At 40.6% G+C, this 13,861-nt stretch carries 15 protein-coding genes; 5 read left to right on the forward strand and 10 right to left on the reverse strand.

The window, feature by feature from the left end:
- Window positions 1–55: 55 nt before the first annotated feature.
- From clpP to KV696_RS03015, 4 genes are all read right to left on the reverse strand, one after another.
- A complete protein-coding gene (gene clpP, locus KV696_RS03000) occupies window positions 56–646 on the reverse strand; it encodes an ATP-dependent Clp protease proteolytic subunit ClpP (protein WP_000613475.1) in 591 nt (196 codons plus the stop codon).
- Between the two features lie 173 nt (window positions 647–819).
- The gene (upp, locus tag KV696_RS03005) at window positions 820–1,449 is read right to left on the reverse strand and encodes a uracil phosphoribosyltransferase (RefSeq protein ID WP_219966814.1); all 630 of its coding nucleotides are present in this window, start codon (window positions 1,447–1,449) and stop codon (window positions 820–822) included.
- 88 nt (window positions 1,450–1,537) lie between these two features.
- Entirely contained in the window at window positions 1,538–2,005 is a 468-nt protein-coding gene (locus tag KV696_RS03010) for a deoxycytidylate deaminase (RefSeq protein WP_000136973.1), read from the reverse strand.
- A gap of 18 nt (window positions 2,006–2,023) precedes the next feature.
- Window positions 2,024–2,581: a TetR/AcrR family transcriptional regulator gene (locus KV696_RS03015; RefSeq protein WP_000004136.1), complete on the reverse strand. Its 558-nt coding sequence runs from the start codon at window positions 2,579–2,581 to the stop codon at window positions 2,024–2,026.
- A 124-nt stretch (window positions 2,582–2,705) separates the two neighbouring features.
- Here KV696_RS03015 and KV696_RS03020 point away from each other — a divergent pair, with 124 nt between their 5' ends.
- From KV696_RS03020 to KV696_RS03030, 3 genes are read left to right on the forward strand one after another with little or no spacing between them, the layout of a single operon-like run.
- On the forward strand, window positions 2,706–3,551 hold the full coding sequence (locus KV696_RS03020; protein WP_219966815.1) for a DegV family protein: 846 nt from the start codon (window positions 2,706–2,708) through the stop codon (window positions 3,549–3,551).
- Between the two features lie 57 nt (window positions 3,552–3,608).
- Window positions 3,609–4,781 carry an aminoacetone oxidase gene (gene aao / locus KV696_RS03025; RefSeq protein ID WP_219966816.1) on the forward strand — a complete coding sequence of 391 codons (1,173 nt, stop codon included), beginning with the start codon at window positions 3,609–3,611 and terminating at the stop codon, window positions 4,779–4,781.
- Between the two features lie 48 nt (window positions 4,782–4,829).
- Complete coding sequence (locus KV696_RS03030) at window positions 4,830–5,351, forward strand: DUF1697 domain-containing protein (protein ID WP_153192561.1); 522 nt, start codon at window positions 4,830–4,832, stop codon at window positions 5,349–5,351.
- A gap of 41 nt (window positions 5,352–5,392) precedes the next feature.
- Here KV696_RS03030 and KV696_RS03035 read toward each other — a convergent pair whose 3' ends face one another.
- Complete coding sequence (locus tag KV696_RS03035) at window positions 5,393–6,133, reverse strand: MerR family transcriptional regulator (RefSeq protein ID WP_219966817.1); 741 nt, start codon at window positions 6,131–6,133, stop codon at window positions 5,393–5,395.
- 235 nt (window positions 6,134–6,368) lie between these two features.
- On the opposite strand from KV696_RS03035, the gene KV696_RS03040 reads away from it, so the two are divergent.
- Window positions 6,369–7,709 (forward strand): sodium-dependent transporter, encoded by a 1,341-nt coding sequence (locus tag KV696_RS03040; RefSeq protein WP_219966818.1) that lies wholly within the window; start codon window positions 6,369–6,371, stop codon window positions 7,707–7,709.
- A gap of 40 nt (window positions 7,710–7,749) precedes the next feature.
- On the opposite strand, the gene manA is transcribed toward KV696_RS03040, so the two are convergent.
- From manA to KV696_RS03055, 3 genes are all read right to left on the reverse strand, one after another.
- Window positions 7,750–8,694, reverse strand: a complete 945-nt coding sequence (manA, locus tag KV696_RS03045; RefSeq protein ID WP_219966819.1) for a mannose-6-phosphate isomerase, class I — start codon at window positions 8,692–8,694, stop codon at window positions 7,750–7,752.
- A gap of 120 nt (window positions 8,695–8,814) precedes the next feature.
- Window positions 8,815–10,254 carry a 6-phospho-beta-glucosidase gene (locus KV696_RS03050; protein WP_219966820.1) on the reverse strand — a complete coding sequence of 480 codons (1,440 nt, stop codon included), beginning with the start codon at window positions 10,252–10,254 and terminating at the stop codon, window positions 8,815–8,817.
- Window positions 10,255–10,462: 208 nt separating this feature from the next.
- Window positions 10,463–10,723, reverse strand: coding sequence for a SemiSWEET family transporter (locus KV696_RS03055; protein ID WP_001291472.1), 261 nt, complete (start codon window positions 10,721–10,723; stop codon window positions 10,463–10,465).
- Window positions 10,724–11,049: 326 nt separating this feature from the next.
- Between KV696_RS03055 and KV696_RS03060 the strand changes: the two genes are divergently transcribed.
- Window positions 11,050–11,394, forward strand: coding sequence for a lipopolysaccharide assembly protein LapA domain-containing protein (locus tag KV696_RS03060; protein ID WP_000913393.1), 345 nt, complete (start codon window positions 11,050–11,052; stop codon window positions 11,392–11,394).
- Window positions 11,395–11,559: 165 nt separating this feature from the next.
- Here KV696_RS03060 and KV696_RS03065 read toward each other — a convergent pair whose 3' ends face one another.
- On the reverse strand, window positions 11,560–11,907 hold the full coding sequence (locus KV696_RS03065) for a VOC family protein (protein ID WP_001052638.1): 348 nt from the start codon (window positions 11,905–11,907) through the stop codon (window positions 11,560–11,562).
- Window positions 11,908–11,965: 58 nt separating this feature from the next.
- The gene (gene spxB, locus KV696_RS03070) at window positions 11,966–13,741 is read right to left on the reverse strand and encodes a pyruvate oxidase (RefSeq protein ID WP_000191819.1); all 1,776 of its coding nucleotides are present in this window, start codon (window positions 13,739–13,741) and stop codon (window positions 11,966–11,968) included.
- Between the last annotated feature and the right edge of the window lie 120 nt (window positions 13,742–13,861).

Consider the following 13,861-nt stretch of genomic DNA (forward strand, 5'->3'; position numbering starts at 1 on the left):
CTCCCCCTATTATACCAAAAAAAGCAAACTCAGTCGAGTTTGCCTTCTTTAATCATTAGTTCAATGAATTGTTGGCCATGATTTCATCAATAAAGCCATATTCAAGCGTTTCTTGAGCACTCATCCAGTTATCGCGTTCTGCATCTGCGTGAACTTTTTCGATTGACTGACCTGAATTTTCAGCCAAGATTTTTTCCAAGGTGTTACGAGTTTTAAGCAAGTGTTCTGCAGCAATCGCCATATCGGTTTGTTGAGTACCACCACCTGTACCACCCATTGGTTGGTGAATCATGTATTCAGCATTTGGAAGCATGAAACGTTTGCCTTTTGCTCCACTTGATGCAATAACCGTCCCCATAGATGCAGCCATCCCCATAACGATGGTTTGGACATCTGCCTTGATAAAGTTCATGGTATCAACGATTGCCAAACCAGCTGAAACGGAACCACCTGGTGTATTGACATAAAGGTAAATATCTTTTGTACTATCTTGGGCATCCAAGAAAAGCAACTGGGCAATAACTGAGTTGGCCATGTTGTCTTCAACTGGACCTGTCAGCATAATGATGCGGTCTTTGAGAAGACGTGAGTAAATATCGTAGGAACGTTCTCCACGGCTTGTTTGTTCAATAACTACAGGAATCATTCATTTCTCCTTTTGAGTTTTATTTTTGTTGGTCAAATGACTGAAGATAAGACTATTATAATATCTTGGTCAAAAAAGGTCAAATTTTTGCTCTGTTTTCATCAGACAGAAACAAAAATTCAACCTCCTTTCGTGACTGGAACTTCTTTTCCAAGTCAATCTTCTTTTCGATCTTATTTCGTACCGAACAAGCGGTCTCCAGCATCTCCAAGACCTGGAACGATATAACCGTGTTCGTTCAAGCGTTCATCCAAGGCTGCTGTAAAGATTTCTACATCTGGATGAGCTTCTTGAAGGGCTTTAACACCTTCTGGAGCAGATACAAGGCAGACAAATTTGATATTTGATGCGCCACGTTTTTTAAGAGAATCAACAGCCAAGATTGCTGAGCCACCTGTTGCCAACATTGGGTCTACCACAAAAATTTGACGTTGGTCAATGTCCTCAGGCAATTTCACCAAGTATTCAACTGGTTGAAGCGTTCCTTCATCACGGTACATACCGATGTGACCAACCTTAGCAGCTGGAACCAAGCTCAAGAGTCCATCAACCATCCCGATACCTGCACGCAAGATTGGAACGATGGCCAATTTCTTACCTGCCAATTGTTTTTGAACTGTTTTTGTGATTGGTGTTTCGATTTCCACATCTTCTAGTGGAAGATCACGAAGTACTTCATACCCCATCAACATTGCAATCTCATCTACTAGCTCACGGAAAGCTTTTGTAGAAGTATCTGTACGACGCAAGATTGACAATTTGTGTTGAATCAGTGGATGATTAATAACTTCAATTTTTCCCATTTTTGGAATTCCTTCTTTCAATTTATTCTTCTTATTATACCAAAAAACGGTTTAAAAATCTTTCTAAACCATTTATTTTTGATAATTTTTACATTAGATCAGCCTCTTTAAGAGCGGCCTGTACTGTCTCAAGTGGTAGATGGGTTAATTCTGTTCCCTTTTCTTGATAAAGGTATTGGGCGTAGTCATCCATTCGGTACTGGTTGATATAAACCACGCGCTTACAACCGACCTGAAGCAATTGTTTTGTACAGTTGAGACAAGGAAAATGGGTTACATAGGCTGTAAAGCCTTTAGGAACACCACGTTCTGCACCTTGAAGGATAGCATTGACCTCAGCGTGAAGGGTGCGAACACAGTGGCCTTCGATGACCAGACATTCGTGATCGATACAATGCTCGGTACCTGACACCGAACCATTGTAACCAGTGGAAATAACCTTATTGTCCTTTACCAGAATCGCGCCCACTTTGGCACGTTTACAAGTGGAACGATTGGCAATTAGTAGGGCTTGGGCTGCAAAATACTCATCCCATGCTAGTCTTTTTTCAGTCATATCTCTTCTCCTTTTTCTCTATTTTTTAAAAAATGGTAACCGTAAATCTGCAATCTTTTCAGCAGGTACCTTCATACCATCCTTGATCCATTTTAGGAGGACAGAGACGATGGCCGAGCTCCAAAAGGAATGAAGATAAGAGCTGACACCTTTTGATTTTCCATGGTATTTTTCCAGAAATTCCTGCATGGCTTGGACAAAGATTTTTTCCAGATGGTAATCTAAAGCAAGTTGAATCACTCTGGCTTCCTTTCTTGCTTCTCGGAAAAGGTGAACCCAGACCAGATAAAGGTCTGTCTTTAAATCATAATGATGCAACTGTTCCATAATATTGTGGACAGTTCGTTTAAAGACGCTTTCTAAAATCTCCTCTTTGGAATCATAATTGCGATAAAAGGCCGCACGAGAAACGCCTGCACGTTTGACCAATTCAGAAATACTAATCTTGGTCAAGTCCTTTTTTTCCAAGAGTTGCAAGAGGGCTGTTTCGATGGCTTCTCTGGTTAATAAATTGGATTCTTGGTTTGATTTTCTGAGATTTTCAAGAGACTTTTCAGAGATTCTACGTTCAGACATAACATTTTCTTTCTACTTGTCACAGCAGACGGATGAGGCTTTTGTTTCAAGGGCTTTCATGATATAATTGTAAAAAAAGACAGAACCTTTGTCAATGTATAACTGACAAAGTTGGAGAATTTCTATGACTTGGAAGATTATTGCTGACTCTGGTTGTGATTATCGTCAGCTGGAGACACCAGCAATTGATACAACCTTTGTAAGTGTCCCCTTAACCATTCAAGTAGCTGATCAGGTCTTTGTTGATGATGCCAGTCTTGACATTGACCAAATGATGGAAACCATGTATGCAACTGCAGAAGCTTCAAAATCAGCTTGTCCAAGCCCAGATGATTATTTGCGAGCATTTGAAGTAGCCAAAAACATTTTCCTAGTAACCATCACTGGTGCTCTTTCTGGCAGCCACAATAGTGCTCAACTAGCCAAGAATATTTATCTGGAAGAACATCCTGACACTAAAATTCATGTAATTGATAGTTTGTCTGCTGGTGGGGAAGTTGACTTGCTCGTAGAAAAATTGAATGACTTGATTGACCAGGGCTTATCTTTTGAAGAAGTGGTTGAAGCTATCACTGCCTATCAAGAAAAAACCAAGTTACTTTTTGTCCTAGCCAAAGTCGATAACTTGGTGAAGAACGGCCGTTTGAGCAAGCTTATCGGTACAGTCGTTGGCCTTCTCAACATTCGTATGGTCGGAGAAGCTAGTGAAACTGGAACCCTTGAATTGCTACAAAAAGCAAGAGGAGCAAAGAAATCGATTCAGGCAGCCTATGAAGAATTGATAAAAGCTGGATATGCTGGTGGCCGTATTGTCATGGCCCAACGTAATAACGAGAAATGTTGCCAACAGCTCTCAGAACGAATTCGCGAGACCTTCCCACAAGCGGATATCAAGATTCTACCAACCTCTGGTCTCTGCAGTTTCTATGCAGAAGATGGTGGTTTGCTGATGGGATATGAAATTGATTAATTGCATTCTTGACAAGAGGTGACTTCATCTCTTGTTTTTTTGTGGTACAATAGAGCTATGAAACATTTTGATACTATTGTCATCGGTGGAGGACCTGCTGGCATGATGGCTACGATTTCCAGTAGCTTTTATGGACAGAAAACCCTCCTCATCGAAAAAAATCGGAAACTTGGAAAAAAATTATCTGGCACTGGTGGTGGCCGTTGCAATGTCACTAACAACGGAACTCTAGACGACCTACTAGCTGGAATCCCTGGGAACGGACGCTTTCTTTATAGTGTATTCTCCCAATTTGATAACCATGATATCATCAACTTTTTTACTGAAAATGGTGTTAAACTTAAGGTCGAAGACCACGGACGCGTCTTTCCGGCCAGCGACAAATCTCGTACCATTATCGAAGCCTTGGAAAAGAAAATCACTGAGTTAGGTGGCCAAGTTGCTACTCAAACCGAAATTGTTTCGGTTAAAAAGGTAGAAAATCACTTTGTCCTTAAATCCACAGATCAAACCTTCACTTGTGATAAACTGATTGTCACAACAGGTGGTAAATCCTATCCTTCTACTGGTTCGACTGGCTTTGGTCATGAGATTGCCCGTCATTTTAAACACACCATTACCGAGCTTGAGGCCGCTGAAAGTCCTTTGTTGACAGATTTTCCACACAAGGTCTTGCAGGGTATTTCGCTGGACGATGTGACCCTAAGCTATGGTAAGCATGTCATCACTCATGATTTGCTCTTTACCCACTTTGGTTTATCAGGCCCTGCTGCCCTGCGTATGTCAAGTTTTGTCAAGGGTGGGGAGGTTCTCTCGCTAGATGTTTTACCTCAACTTTCCGAGAAAGACTTGGCTGCATTTCTAGAAGAAAATCGGGAAAAATCCTTGAAAAACGCTTTAAGAACCTTGTTGCCAGAACGCTTGGCAGAATTTTTTGTGCAAGGCTATCCTGACAAAGTCAAACAACTGACTGAAAAGGAACGAGAACAACTTCTCCAGTCTATCAAGGGACTTAAAATTCCTGTAACTGGTAAAATGTCTCTTGCCAAGTCATTTGTTACCAAGGGTGGCGTCAGTCTCAAGGAAATCAATCCTAAAACTCTGGAAAGTAAGCTGGTACCTGGACTCCACTTTGCTGGTGAGGTACTGGATATCAACGCCCACACAGGTGGCTTTAACATCACTTCTGCCCTCTGCACTGGCTGGGTGGCAGGATCAAACCCAATCTAAATCTAAATTATTCAATGGCTAAATCAGCCCCAAAAGAAAGGAAGTCCTTTGGAACATATTATCTTGTTAAGGGGAGTTACTCCTAATGGAAAAAATGCTATCCCTAAAATGTCTTATCTAGTAGATATCTTGACAGAAGCTGGTTTTCAACAAGTTCGAACCTATATTCAAAGTGGGAATATCATTCTTGAAAGTGACTTAGATTTAGAAAAAATACGAGAACAGGTTCATACTCTAATAAATGAAAATATTGGTGCTGACTTAAAAATGGTAATCAAGAACAAAAGTGATTTTAAAAAAATTGTCCAAGAAAACCCGTTTGGAGAACACTATCTTTATGACCGTGTACACGTGATTTTTTATCAAGAATCTATTCAAAGTCTCCCTTTAGAAAAATTGAAAATTGATTACGGTGAAGAAGAAATTTGTATCGGTAACCACTGTCTCTACCTCTATCTCCCTAGAACTGCAAAACAAAAAAAGCTCAATACTAACTATCTTGAAAAGCTTTTTAATGTAGATTTGACAATGCGAAAACTAAATGTAGTAGAAAAATTATTAAGCAAGTAGTGCTTGAATTTAGTAAAAATCGGAAGAATGCTCCTCCGATTTTATTTTGTCTGAGTTTGGACATAGTGAGCAATCACATCTGATGTGTACTGGGCTGTTCCAGGTCCAAATTTGTCAATGTTTTCCTTAAATTCTGGGTTGTAGACGTAGCCTTTACCGATATGACCGAATACTTCAATAGTACAGTCGAATCCATAAGTCCGGATGGCTTGCAAGAGTTTAGCGGCTTCTTCTTGATTTTCGGTTGCTGTTACAGGAAGACCAGCTTGAAGATTTTGTGCCAAAGCTTGAAAAACTTGGTTGAAGGCAGCTGTAGCCTCGTCTTCGTGACCTTTCTGGCGCTCCAGCGCTTGGTCCATGACTTCTTGTCCATATTTCTCTACCGCCTCGTGGTGGTATTTTTGATGGTCTTGGTAGTTAAATCCAGCAAATTTCTCTTGAATGCTCATTTCTCTTTCTCCTTTTTGTTCTTGAATGGTTTTTTGCAAGGTTGAAATCAAGGTATCCAGATGTTCCCTTTCTCGAGTCAAATAGTCCAACTGTCTGGTCAAATGAGACAATAAATCTGTCCTTTCTTCCTTTAATAGCTCTGCTATCTTTTCTAAAGAAAAACCTAGATATTTGTAATAAAGAATAACCTGAAGGCGTTCCAAATCCTCCTGACTATAGGTTCGATAGCCGTTTTCCGACTTTAAAGGAACTAAAAGTCCTATCTTATCGTAGTGGTGTAGGGTTTTGACAGATACGCCCGATAGCTGGGCAGCTTCTTTTATATGGTACATGATTTCCTCCTTACATTGATAGTATAACCCCTCCCCTTAGGTCAGAGTCAAGCATTTTTGCGAAATTTTTTTACTTTATCATAACATGAAAATGGTTTTCTTGACAGACCTTAGAAAACATGATAGGATAGTCAAGTCTATCAATCAAAAGAAACGCTCATTTTGAGTACTTATGAGGCTATTTGCCAAGGGCAGTAGCTTTTTCTTTTGTAACACTAATTTTAGGAGTTTAACTATGTCTGAAAAATCGCAATGGGGTTCTAAACTAGGCTTCATCCTAGCATCTGCTGGTTCAGCCATCGGACTTGGTGCCGTTTGGAAATTCCCCTATATGACTGCTGCTAACGGTGGAGGAGGCTTTTTACTGGTCTTTCTCGTTTCCACTATTTTAATCGGTTTCCCTCTTTTACTGGCTGAATTTGCTCTCGGCCGAAGTGCTGGTGTTTCAGCAATCAAAACCTTTGGAAAACTCGGCAAGAATAGTAAGTACAACTTTATCGGTTGGATTGGTGCCTTTGCCCTCTTTATCCTCTTATCTTTCTACAGTGTTATTGGGGGATGGATTCTGGTTTATCTAGGCATTGAGTTTGGAAAATTGTTCCAAATTGGTGGAACGGGGGATTATGCTCAGTTATTTACTTCCATCATTTCAAATCCAGCCATTGCCCTAGGAGCTCAAGCTGCCTTTATTCTATTGAATATCTTTATTGTATCACGTGGGGTTCAAAAAGGGATTGAAAGAGCTTCTAAGGTCATGATGCCCCTGCTCTTTATCATCTTTGTTGTCATCATTGGGCGCTCTCTCAGTTTGCCAAATGCCATGGAAGGAGTTCTTTACTTCCTCAAACCAGACTTTTCAAAACTGACCAGTGCTGGTCTCCTCTATGCTCTGGGACAATCTTTCTTTGCCCTCTCACTAGGGGTTACAGCCATGCTGACCTATGCTTCTTATTTGGATAAGAAAACCAATCTAGTCCAATCAGGAATTTCTATCGTAGCAATGAACATCTCGGTGTCCATCATGGCAGGTCTCGCCATTTTCCCTGCTATGTCAGCCTTCAATATCCAGTCTGAAGGGGGACCGAGCTTGCTCTTTATCGTCTTGCCTCAACTCTTTGACAAGATGCCTTTTGGAACCATTTTCTACATCCTCTTCCTCTTGCTCTTCCTCTTTGCGACGGTCACTTCTTCCGTCGTTATGCTGGAAATCAATGTGGGCAATATCACCAATCAGGACAACAGCAAGCGTGCTAAATGGAGTGTTATTTTAGGAATTTTGACCTTTGTCTTTGGCATTCCCTCAGCCCTATCTTACGGTGTCATGGCGGATGTTCACATCTTTGGGAAGACCTTCTTTGATGCTATGGACTTCTTGGTTTCCAATCTCCTCATGCCATTTGGAGCTCTCTGCCTTTCACTTTTTACAGGCTATATCTTTAAAAAGGCTCTTGCAATGGAGGAACTGCATCTTGATGAAACAGCATGGAAACAGGGACTGTTCCAAGTCTGGCTCTTCCTTCTTCGTTTCATCATTCCAATCATCATCATCGTGGTCTTTATCGCCCAATTTATGTAATCAAAAAGGACTTGAGTAATGAACTCAGGCCCTTTCTTTTTTATGGATGACTAACAATCACTTCCAAACCTTGCCCTTCCAGAGTCCAAGCTTCAACATCACTTGGTAGGATAAAGTGGCTGCCTTTTTGGATTGGATAGTTTTTTCCGTCAACAGTTAGCTGACCTTGACCGGCTAAGACACTGAATAAGGTGTAATCAGCTGTCTTCTCAAAATCAACTTTTCCAGTAATTTCCCACTTGTAAACTGTAAAGAAATCATTGGATACAAGGAGAGTTGAGCATAAATCATCAGCTTTGACAGTTACAGGACGGCTATTTGCTGGCTCGCCAATGTTCAAGACATCAATGGATTTTTCAAGGTGAAGTTCACGCAAGTTACCATTATCATCCTTACGGTCAAAGTCATAGACGCGATAGGTGGTGTCACTAGATTGTTGTGTTTCAAGGATTAAAATACCTGCACCGATAGCATGCATGGTGCCACTTGGCACATAGAAGAAATCTCCAGCTTTAACTGGTACTTTTGTCAACAAGGCATCCCAATTCTTGTCCTCGATTTGCTGGCGAAGTTCTTCTTTTGACTTGGCATTGTGACCGTAGATAATCTCTGAACCTTCATCCGCAGCGATGATGTACCAGCATTCTGTTTTTCCAAGTTCGCCTTCATGCTCGAGTCCGTAAGCATCGTCTGGATGAACTTGAACGCTGAGCCAGTCGTTGGCATCGAGGATTTTGGTCAAAAGCGGAAATACAGGTTCTGGACGATTGCCAAACAATTCACGGTGTTCTGCATATAAAGTAGCTAGGTCTGTTCCCTCGTAACGACCATTTGCCACCTTTGAAACTCCATTTGGATGAGCTGAGATGGCCCAGTATTCACCTATTTTTTCACTTGGGATGTCATAACCAAACTCATCACGTAGCTTGGTTCCACCCCAAATTTTTTCTTGCATAACTGATTGTAAAAATAATGGTTCTGACATGTCGATCTCCTGTCTGATTTTTCTCCCCTCATTATAGCAAAAAGCTCCATCTAATTGAACTCTTTTTCCTATTATATAAAGTAGGGAGAAGATTTTATAAAAATAGTGAACAAATGTGCTCTACTCAATGCTTGCACCATTGCTGGCAATGACATCCTTGTACCAATAGAAGGACTTCTTCTTGCTACGTTTGAGAGTCCCATTTCCTGCATTATCTCGATCCACATAGATAAAGCCATAGCGCTTGTTCATTTCGCCTGTTCCAGCCGAAACCAGATCGATACAGCCCCAAGTCGTATAACCAAGCAAGTCAACTCCATCTTGGTAAATGGCATCTCGCATAGCTTTGATATGAGCCTCTAAGTAAGCAATCCGATAGTCATCTGCTACATAACCATTTTCATCCGGTGTATCCATAGCACCGAGTCCATTTTCTACAATGAACATAGGTTTTTGGTAACGATCCCAGATGGCATTGAGGGTGATACGAAGACCAAGCGGGTCAATCTGCCACCCCCATTCTGAGGATTCTAGATAGGGATTTTTGAGAGAGGCAAAAACATTTCCAGCTGTTAATTCTTTAACTTCTGGATCACCTGACGCTACTCGACTTGCATAGTAAGAGAAGGAAACAAAGTCAACAGTATTGTTCTTCAACAAAATCAAATCTTCTGCCGTCATTTGAATCTCAATCCCCTCACGTTCCCACTGCTTCTTGGCATAGTTTGGGTATTCCCCACGCGCTTGAACGTCAATGAAGAAGTAACTCTTGCGATCTTCCTTCATGGCTGCCCAGTAGTCTCTCGGATGGGCTGTGTTAGGATAGTATTGCCCTGCTGCCAACATACATCCCACCTTGTTTTCTGGGTCAATTTCGTGGGCAAGCTTAGTCGCCATGGCTGAAGCTACTAGCTCATGGTGGGCAGCCTGATATTTAACCTGTTCTTGATTTTCTCCTTCTTCAAAATAGAGCCCAGCTCCCATAAAGGGGGCATGGAGAATCATGTTGATTTCGTTAAAGGTAAGCCAATATTTGACCAAACCCTTATAGCGGGTAAAGAGTGTGCGACAAAGTTTTTCATAGAAGTCTAACATCCGACGATTGCGCCAACCACCGTATTCTTCAATCAAGTGCATAGGACAGTCGAAATGAGTAATGGTTACCAGAGGTTGGATTCCATACTTATGACATTCCTTAAACAAATCCTCATAAAAGGCTAGACCAGCTTCATTTGGCTCGGTTTCGTCGCCCTTAGGAAAAATCCGAGTCCAAGCAATGGATAGACGATAAGTCTTAAAACCCATCTCTGCAAAAAGAGCAATATCTTCCTTGTAATGATGGTACATATCAATGGCTTCTTTGGCTGGGTAAAAATAACCCTCCTCAAACGAAAACATCTTTTTATGACCTGTGATAATGGCTTCACGGTCTGATCCAATGGGTACCACATCCACGTTGGCCAATCCACGACCTTCTAAATTATAAGCACCCTCACACTGGTTGGCAGCTGTCGCTCCGCCCCACAAGAAACCATCCGGAAAAGTCAGTTTTTCGGTCATAACTCTACTCACTTTCTTATTTGCTTGTTCATTTACTTATATTATAACTTATTCTGTAAACCTTTTCTTATAAAATACTGTGACATACTGATACTATTCTACTATTTAAGTTTATCAGATTGTTTTTTAAAAAATTATCCTCTAGAAAAAGTAAATAGCCTCCCCTGAAACAAAAAAGAAGACTGAAAACTAGTCTCCTCTGTTCCTTTTAAATCAAAGCTGTAATAACCGTCACTAGGCCAAAAATAATACCTGGTGCATTAGCTGCTGCAAGGGGGATATCTCTTTCTTTTTTGAAAAGACCGTAGTAAACCCAGAGACTACAGTTGATGGCAGCAACCAAGGGCTGGATGAAATTTCCTTTTTGACCAGCCAGATTGTTCATGATTTGTGGGAAGTAAGACACATACATCATAACAGACATAAAGGTCGCTACCCAACCTAAAATTTTCATTTGTTTTTCAGACATTTTCAAAACCTCTTTCATTTTTACTGAATCTTATTTTAAAATATTCTTTCAAAACAATCAAGTCTTTAAAACTTTTGTTATAAAGATATAAACTATCACAATCTTGTTATAAGAAAGAGGGAACAGAAAAAAGACCGAATTGCTCCGTTCTGTTTACTCAATCAAATATTAGAAAATGAATACTCCTTTTCAATGAATCGATTGATTGATGGTAAATAAGCCGTTAGAAATTATTGACAGTATCGAAATTTTCTAGTAAAATGAATTTTGTTAATACCTAAATGGTGTGTAGTTTTCTATCAACATAGTCAGGAGAAAAGGAACTTATGCTAAAAAAATTTAATGAATTGTCACTGAAAGATAAGGCTTATCTAATTGGCGGTTTGAGCTTATTAGTCATTGTGATCTCATTTGGTCTACTCAATCGTCAAACAGTAACTGTCAGTCTTGTCTTTACACAACTATCTGCTCCCTTGATTTTGGTGATTTTTACTTGTCTAGTAATCGGGATCATTGCTGGTAGTGCTATTGGTATTAGCTATCACCATAACAAGACTCAAGATCTGAGAAGCCGCATTGCTGAAGCAGAAGCGACTATCAATATAAAAGACAGGGAGCTTGTCCAGTACGAGGAACAGGTGCAACAATTAAAACAGGAAGCCAAACAATAAGTGTAGAAATCATAACCACCCGTGAAAACGGGTGGTTTTTTGTCTCGCACCTAACGGAGCGAGACGGACTGAAAGTCGCATAAATACAAAAAAGATCGAATTGCTCCGATCTTTTTAAGTTTCACTCCAAGAATGTTTAGATAAAAAATTTGATAATAGAATTACCTACTTCATACGATAAAAATCAATCACTAGACCAGCAGGCCCTTTAACTAATAAGGACTCTGTTCCCCAATCGGTTACAGTTGGTCCGTTTAAAACCTGGATACCAAGTTCTTTCAACCGTTGGTAATTCTGGTCTACATCCTCAACCTCGATATGAAGAATGATTCCTGACTGAAAATCTTCCAAAGGAATCAAATGATTTTGGGACAACATCAGACAGTGACTGCCAATCGTAAACTGAGCAAAACTGTCATCAACATAATCGGGCTTTTTATCCAAAATACGCTCCAAGTCAGCACAGACTTGGGGAACATCTGAAACGATAATATCTAATTGATTTAAATTCATTTACTATCCTCCATAAAAAGACCGGATTGCTCCGATCTTTTTAAGTTCCACGAAGGAATTATTTAATTGCGCGTGATTGCAATCCTTCTTCTTCCAAGAAGAGGCGGAATGGTACGAGTTCTTCTGCTTCGTATTTTTCCTTGAAGTCTTTGATTGCTTCTTCTGAGTGAAGTTTTGGATCCAATTCAAGTACTTCTACTGGAAGTGGACGGTGTGGAGTGATGCGAGCATCGATCACAACAGTTTTACCTTCTTTGTTGAGTTTAACAGCTTCTGCAACAACTGCATCGATGTCTTCGATACGGTCAACTGTAAATCCTACAGCACCTTGAGCTTCAGCGATTTTCGCATAGTCAGCATTAGGGAAGTCACAACCAAACAAGTGTTTGTTTGTGTCTTCGTATTTGTCCTTGATGAAGGCATATTTACCATTTGAGAAGACAACGTTGATAACTGGAAGGTCGTATTGAACGTTTGTGATAACGTCTGGGTAGCACATGTTGAATGCACCGTCACCCATGATGTTCCATACTTGGCGATCTGGATTGTCTTTCTTAGCAGCGATACCACCAGGAAGGGCAATACCCATTGTCGCAAAGAGTGGAGATGTACGCCACATGTTCTTAGGTGTCATGTGAAGGTGACGAGTAGATGTTTGAGTAGTGTCACCTACGTCGATTGAGTAGATAGCGTCTTGATCAGCATGTTTGTTGATTGCATTGTAAACTTGATACAATTGCAATTCACCCTCAGTTTTACCTTCGATTTTGTTCATGTAATCACGCCAGTTTTGGTTGTTCTTAACGTTTGCACGCCACCATGGAGTAGATTCAACTGGGTTCACTTTGTCAAGGATAGCTTTAGCTGCTTGACCTGCATCACCAAGGATTGAAGCGTCTAGGGCATGACGTTTACCAAGTTTGTAAGGGTCGATATCCACTTGGATGAATTTTTCAGTATTCTTGAATGCTTGGTAAACTTCAGCAAATGGGAAGTTTGAACCAAGGAAAAGAACTGTGTCTGCTTCAAAGACCACTTCGTTGGCTGGCTTCCAACCAACACGGTAAGCAGAACCTGTCAAACCTTCATAGTTCCATTCAAAGGCTTCAAAGTTTTTACCAGTTGTGATGATTGGTGCTTTGATTTTACGTGACAATTCAGTAATCACTTCACCAGCTTTAACACCACCGTAACCAGCATAGATAACTGGACGTTCAGCATTGTTCAAGATTTCAACAGCTTTGTCGATTTCAACTTCGTTCAAAGCAGGAGCGATGAATGAACGTTCGTATGAACCTGAACCGTAGTATGAATTTTCGTCGATTTCTTGGAAACCGAAGTTTACTGGGATTTCAACAACAGCTGGACCTTTTTTAGAAACTGCAGCACGGCAAGCTTCGTCGATTACTTTTGGCAATTGCTCAGCGTAAGCTACACGTTTGTTGTATACAGCGATACCGTTGTACATTGGGTTTTGGTTCAATTCTTGGAAAGCATCCATGTTGAGTTCGTTAACTGGACGTGATCCAAGGATTGCTAGGAATGGAGTGTTATCCATAGCTGCATCGTAAACACCGTTAATCAAGTGAGTCGCACCTGGACCACCTGAACCAACTGCAACCCCGATTGAGCCGCCGAATTTAGCTTGCATAACCGCTGCAAGAGCACCTGTTTCTTCGTGACGAACTTGCAAGAAGCGGATATCTTTGTCTTCAGCCAAAGCATCCATCAATGAGCTGAGTGTTCCTGATGGGATACCGTAGATTGTGTCTACGCCCCATGTTTTCAATACATTAAGCATTGCTGCAGATGCAGTAATTTTCCCTTGAGTCATAATGATAACTCTCCTTCAAATATTTTTAAATCTACTAAAAAAGGTTTCATATAGTTTTTGAAAACGTTTCAGTAAATTTTTACAATACTAATTTATCACATTTATTTTGACTTTACTAAG

The sequence above is a fragment of the Streptococcus humanilactis genome (genome assembly GCF_019448275.1).
In the GTDB taxonomy this organism is placed as follows: domain Bacteria; phylum Bacillota; class Bacilli; order Lactobacillales; family Streptococcaceae; genus Streptococcus; species Streptococcus humanilactis.

What these genes read in the sequence shown, in the direction of transcription:
- clpP (WP_000613475.1), bottom strand. Translation starts at nt 646, where the DNA reads ATGATTCCTGTAGTTATTGAACAAACAAGCCGTGGAGAACGTTCCTAC.
- upp (WP_219966814.1), bottom strand. Translation starts at nt 1,449, where the DNA reads ATGGGAAAAATTGAAGTTATTAATCATCCACTGATTCAACACAAATTG.
- KV696_RS03010 (WP_000136973.1), bottom strand. Translation starts at nt 2,005, where the DNA reads ATGACTGAAAAAAGACTAGCATGGGATGAGTATTTTGCAGCCCAAGCC.
- KV696_RS03015 (WP_000004136.1), bottom strand. Translation starts at nt 2,581, where the DNA reads ATGTCTGAACGTAGAATCTCTGAAAAGTCTCTTGAAAATCTCAGAAAA.
- KV696_RS03020 (WP_219966815.1), top strand. Translation starts at nt 2,706, where the DNA reads ATGACTTGGAAGATTATTGCTGACTCTGGTTGTGATTATCGTCAGCTG.
- aao (WP_219966816.1), top strand. Translation starts at nt 3,609, where the DNA reads ATGAAACATTTTGATACTATTGTCATCGGTGGAGGACCTGCTGGCATG.
- KV696_RS03035 (WP_219966817.1), bottom strand. Translation starts at nt 6,133, where the DNA reads ATGTACCATATAAAAGAAGCTGCCCAGCTATCGGGCGTATCTGTCAAA.
- KV696_RS03040 (WP_219966818.1), top strand. Translation starts at nt 6,369, where the DNA reads ATGTCTGAAAAATCGCAATGGGGTTCTAAACTAGGCTTCATCCTAGCA.
- manA (WP_219966819.1), bottom strand. Translation starts at nt 8,694, where the DNA reads ATGTCAGAACCATTATTTTTACAATCAGTTATGCAAGAAAAAATTTGG.
- KV696_RS03050 (WP_219966820.1), bottom strand. Translation starts at nt 10,254, where the DNA reads ATGACCGAAAAACTGACTTTTCCGGATGGTTTCTTGTGGGGCGGAGCG.
- KV696_RS03055 (WP_001291472.1), bottom strand. Translation starts at nt 10,723, where the DNA reads ATGTCTGAAAAACAAATGAAAATTTTAGGTTGGGTAGCGACCTTTATG.
- KV696_RS03060 (WP_000913393.1), top strand. Translation starts at nt 11,050, where the DNA reads ATGCTAAAAAAATTTAATGAATTGTCACTGAAAGATAAGGCTTATCTA.
- KV696_RS03065 (WP_001052638.1), bottom strand. Translation starts at nt 11,907, where the DNA reads ATGAATTTAAATCAATTAGATATTATCGTTTCAGATGTTCCCCAAGTC.
- spxB (WP_000191819.1), bottom strand. Translation starts at nt 13,741, where the DNA reads ATGACTCAAGGGAAAATTACTGCATCTGCAGCAATGCTTAATGTATTG.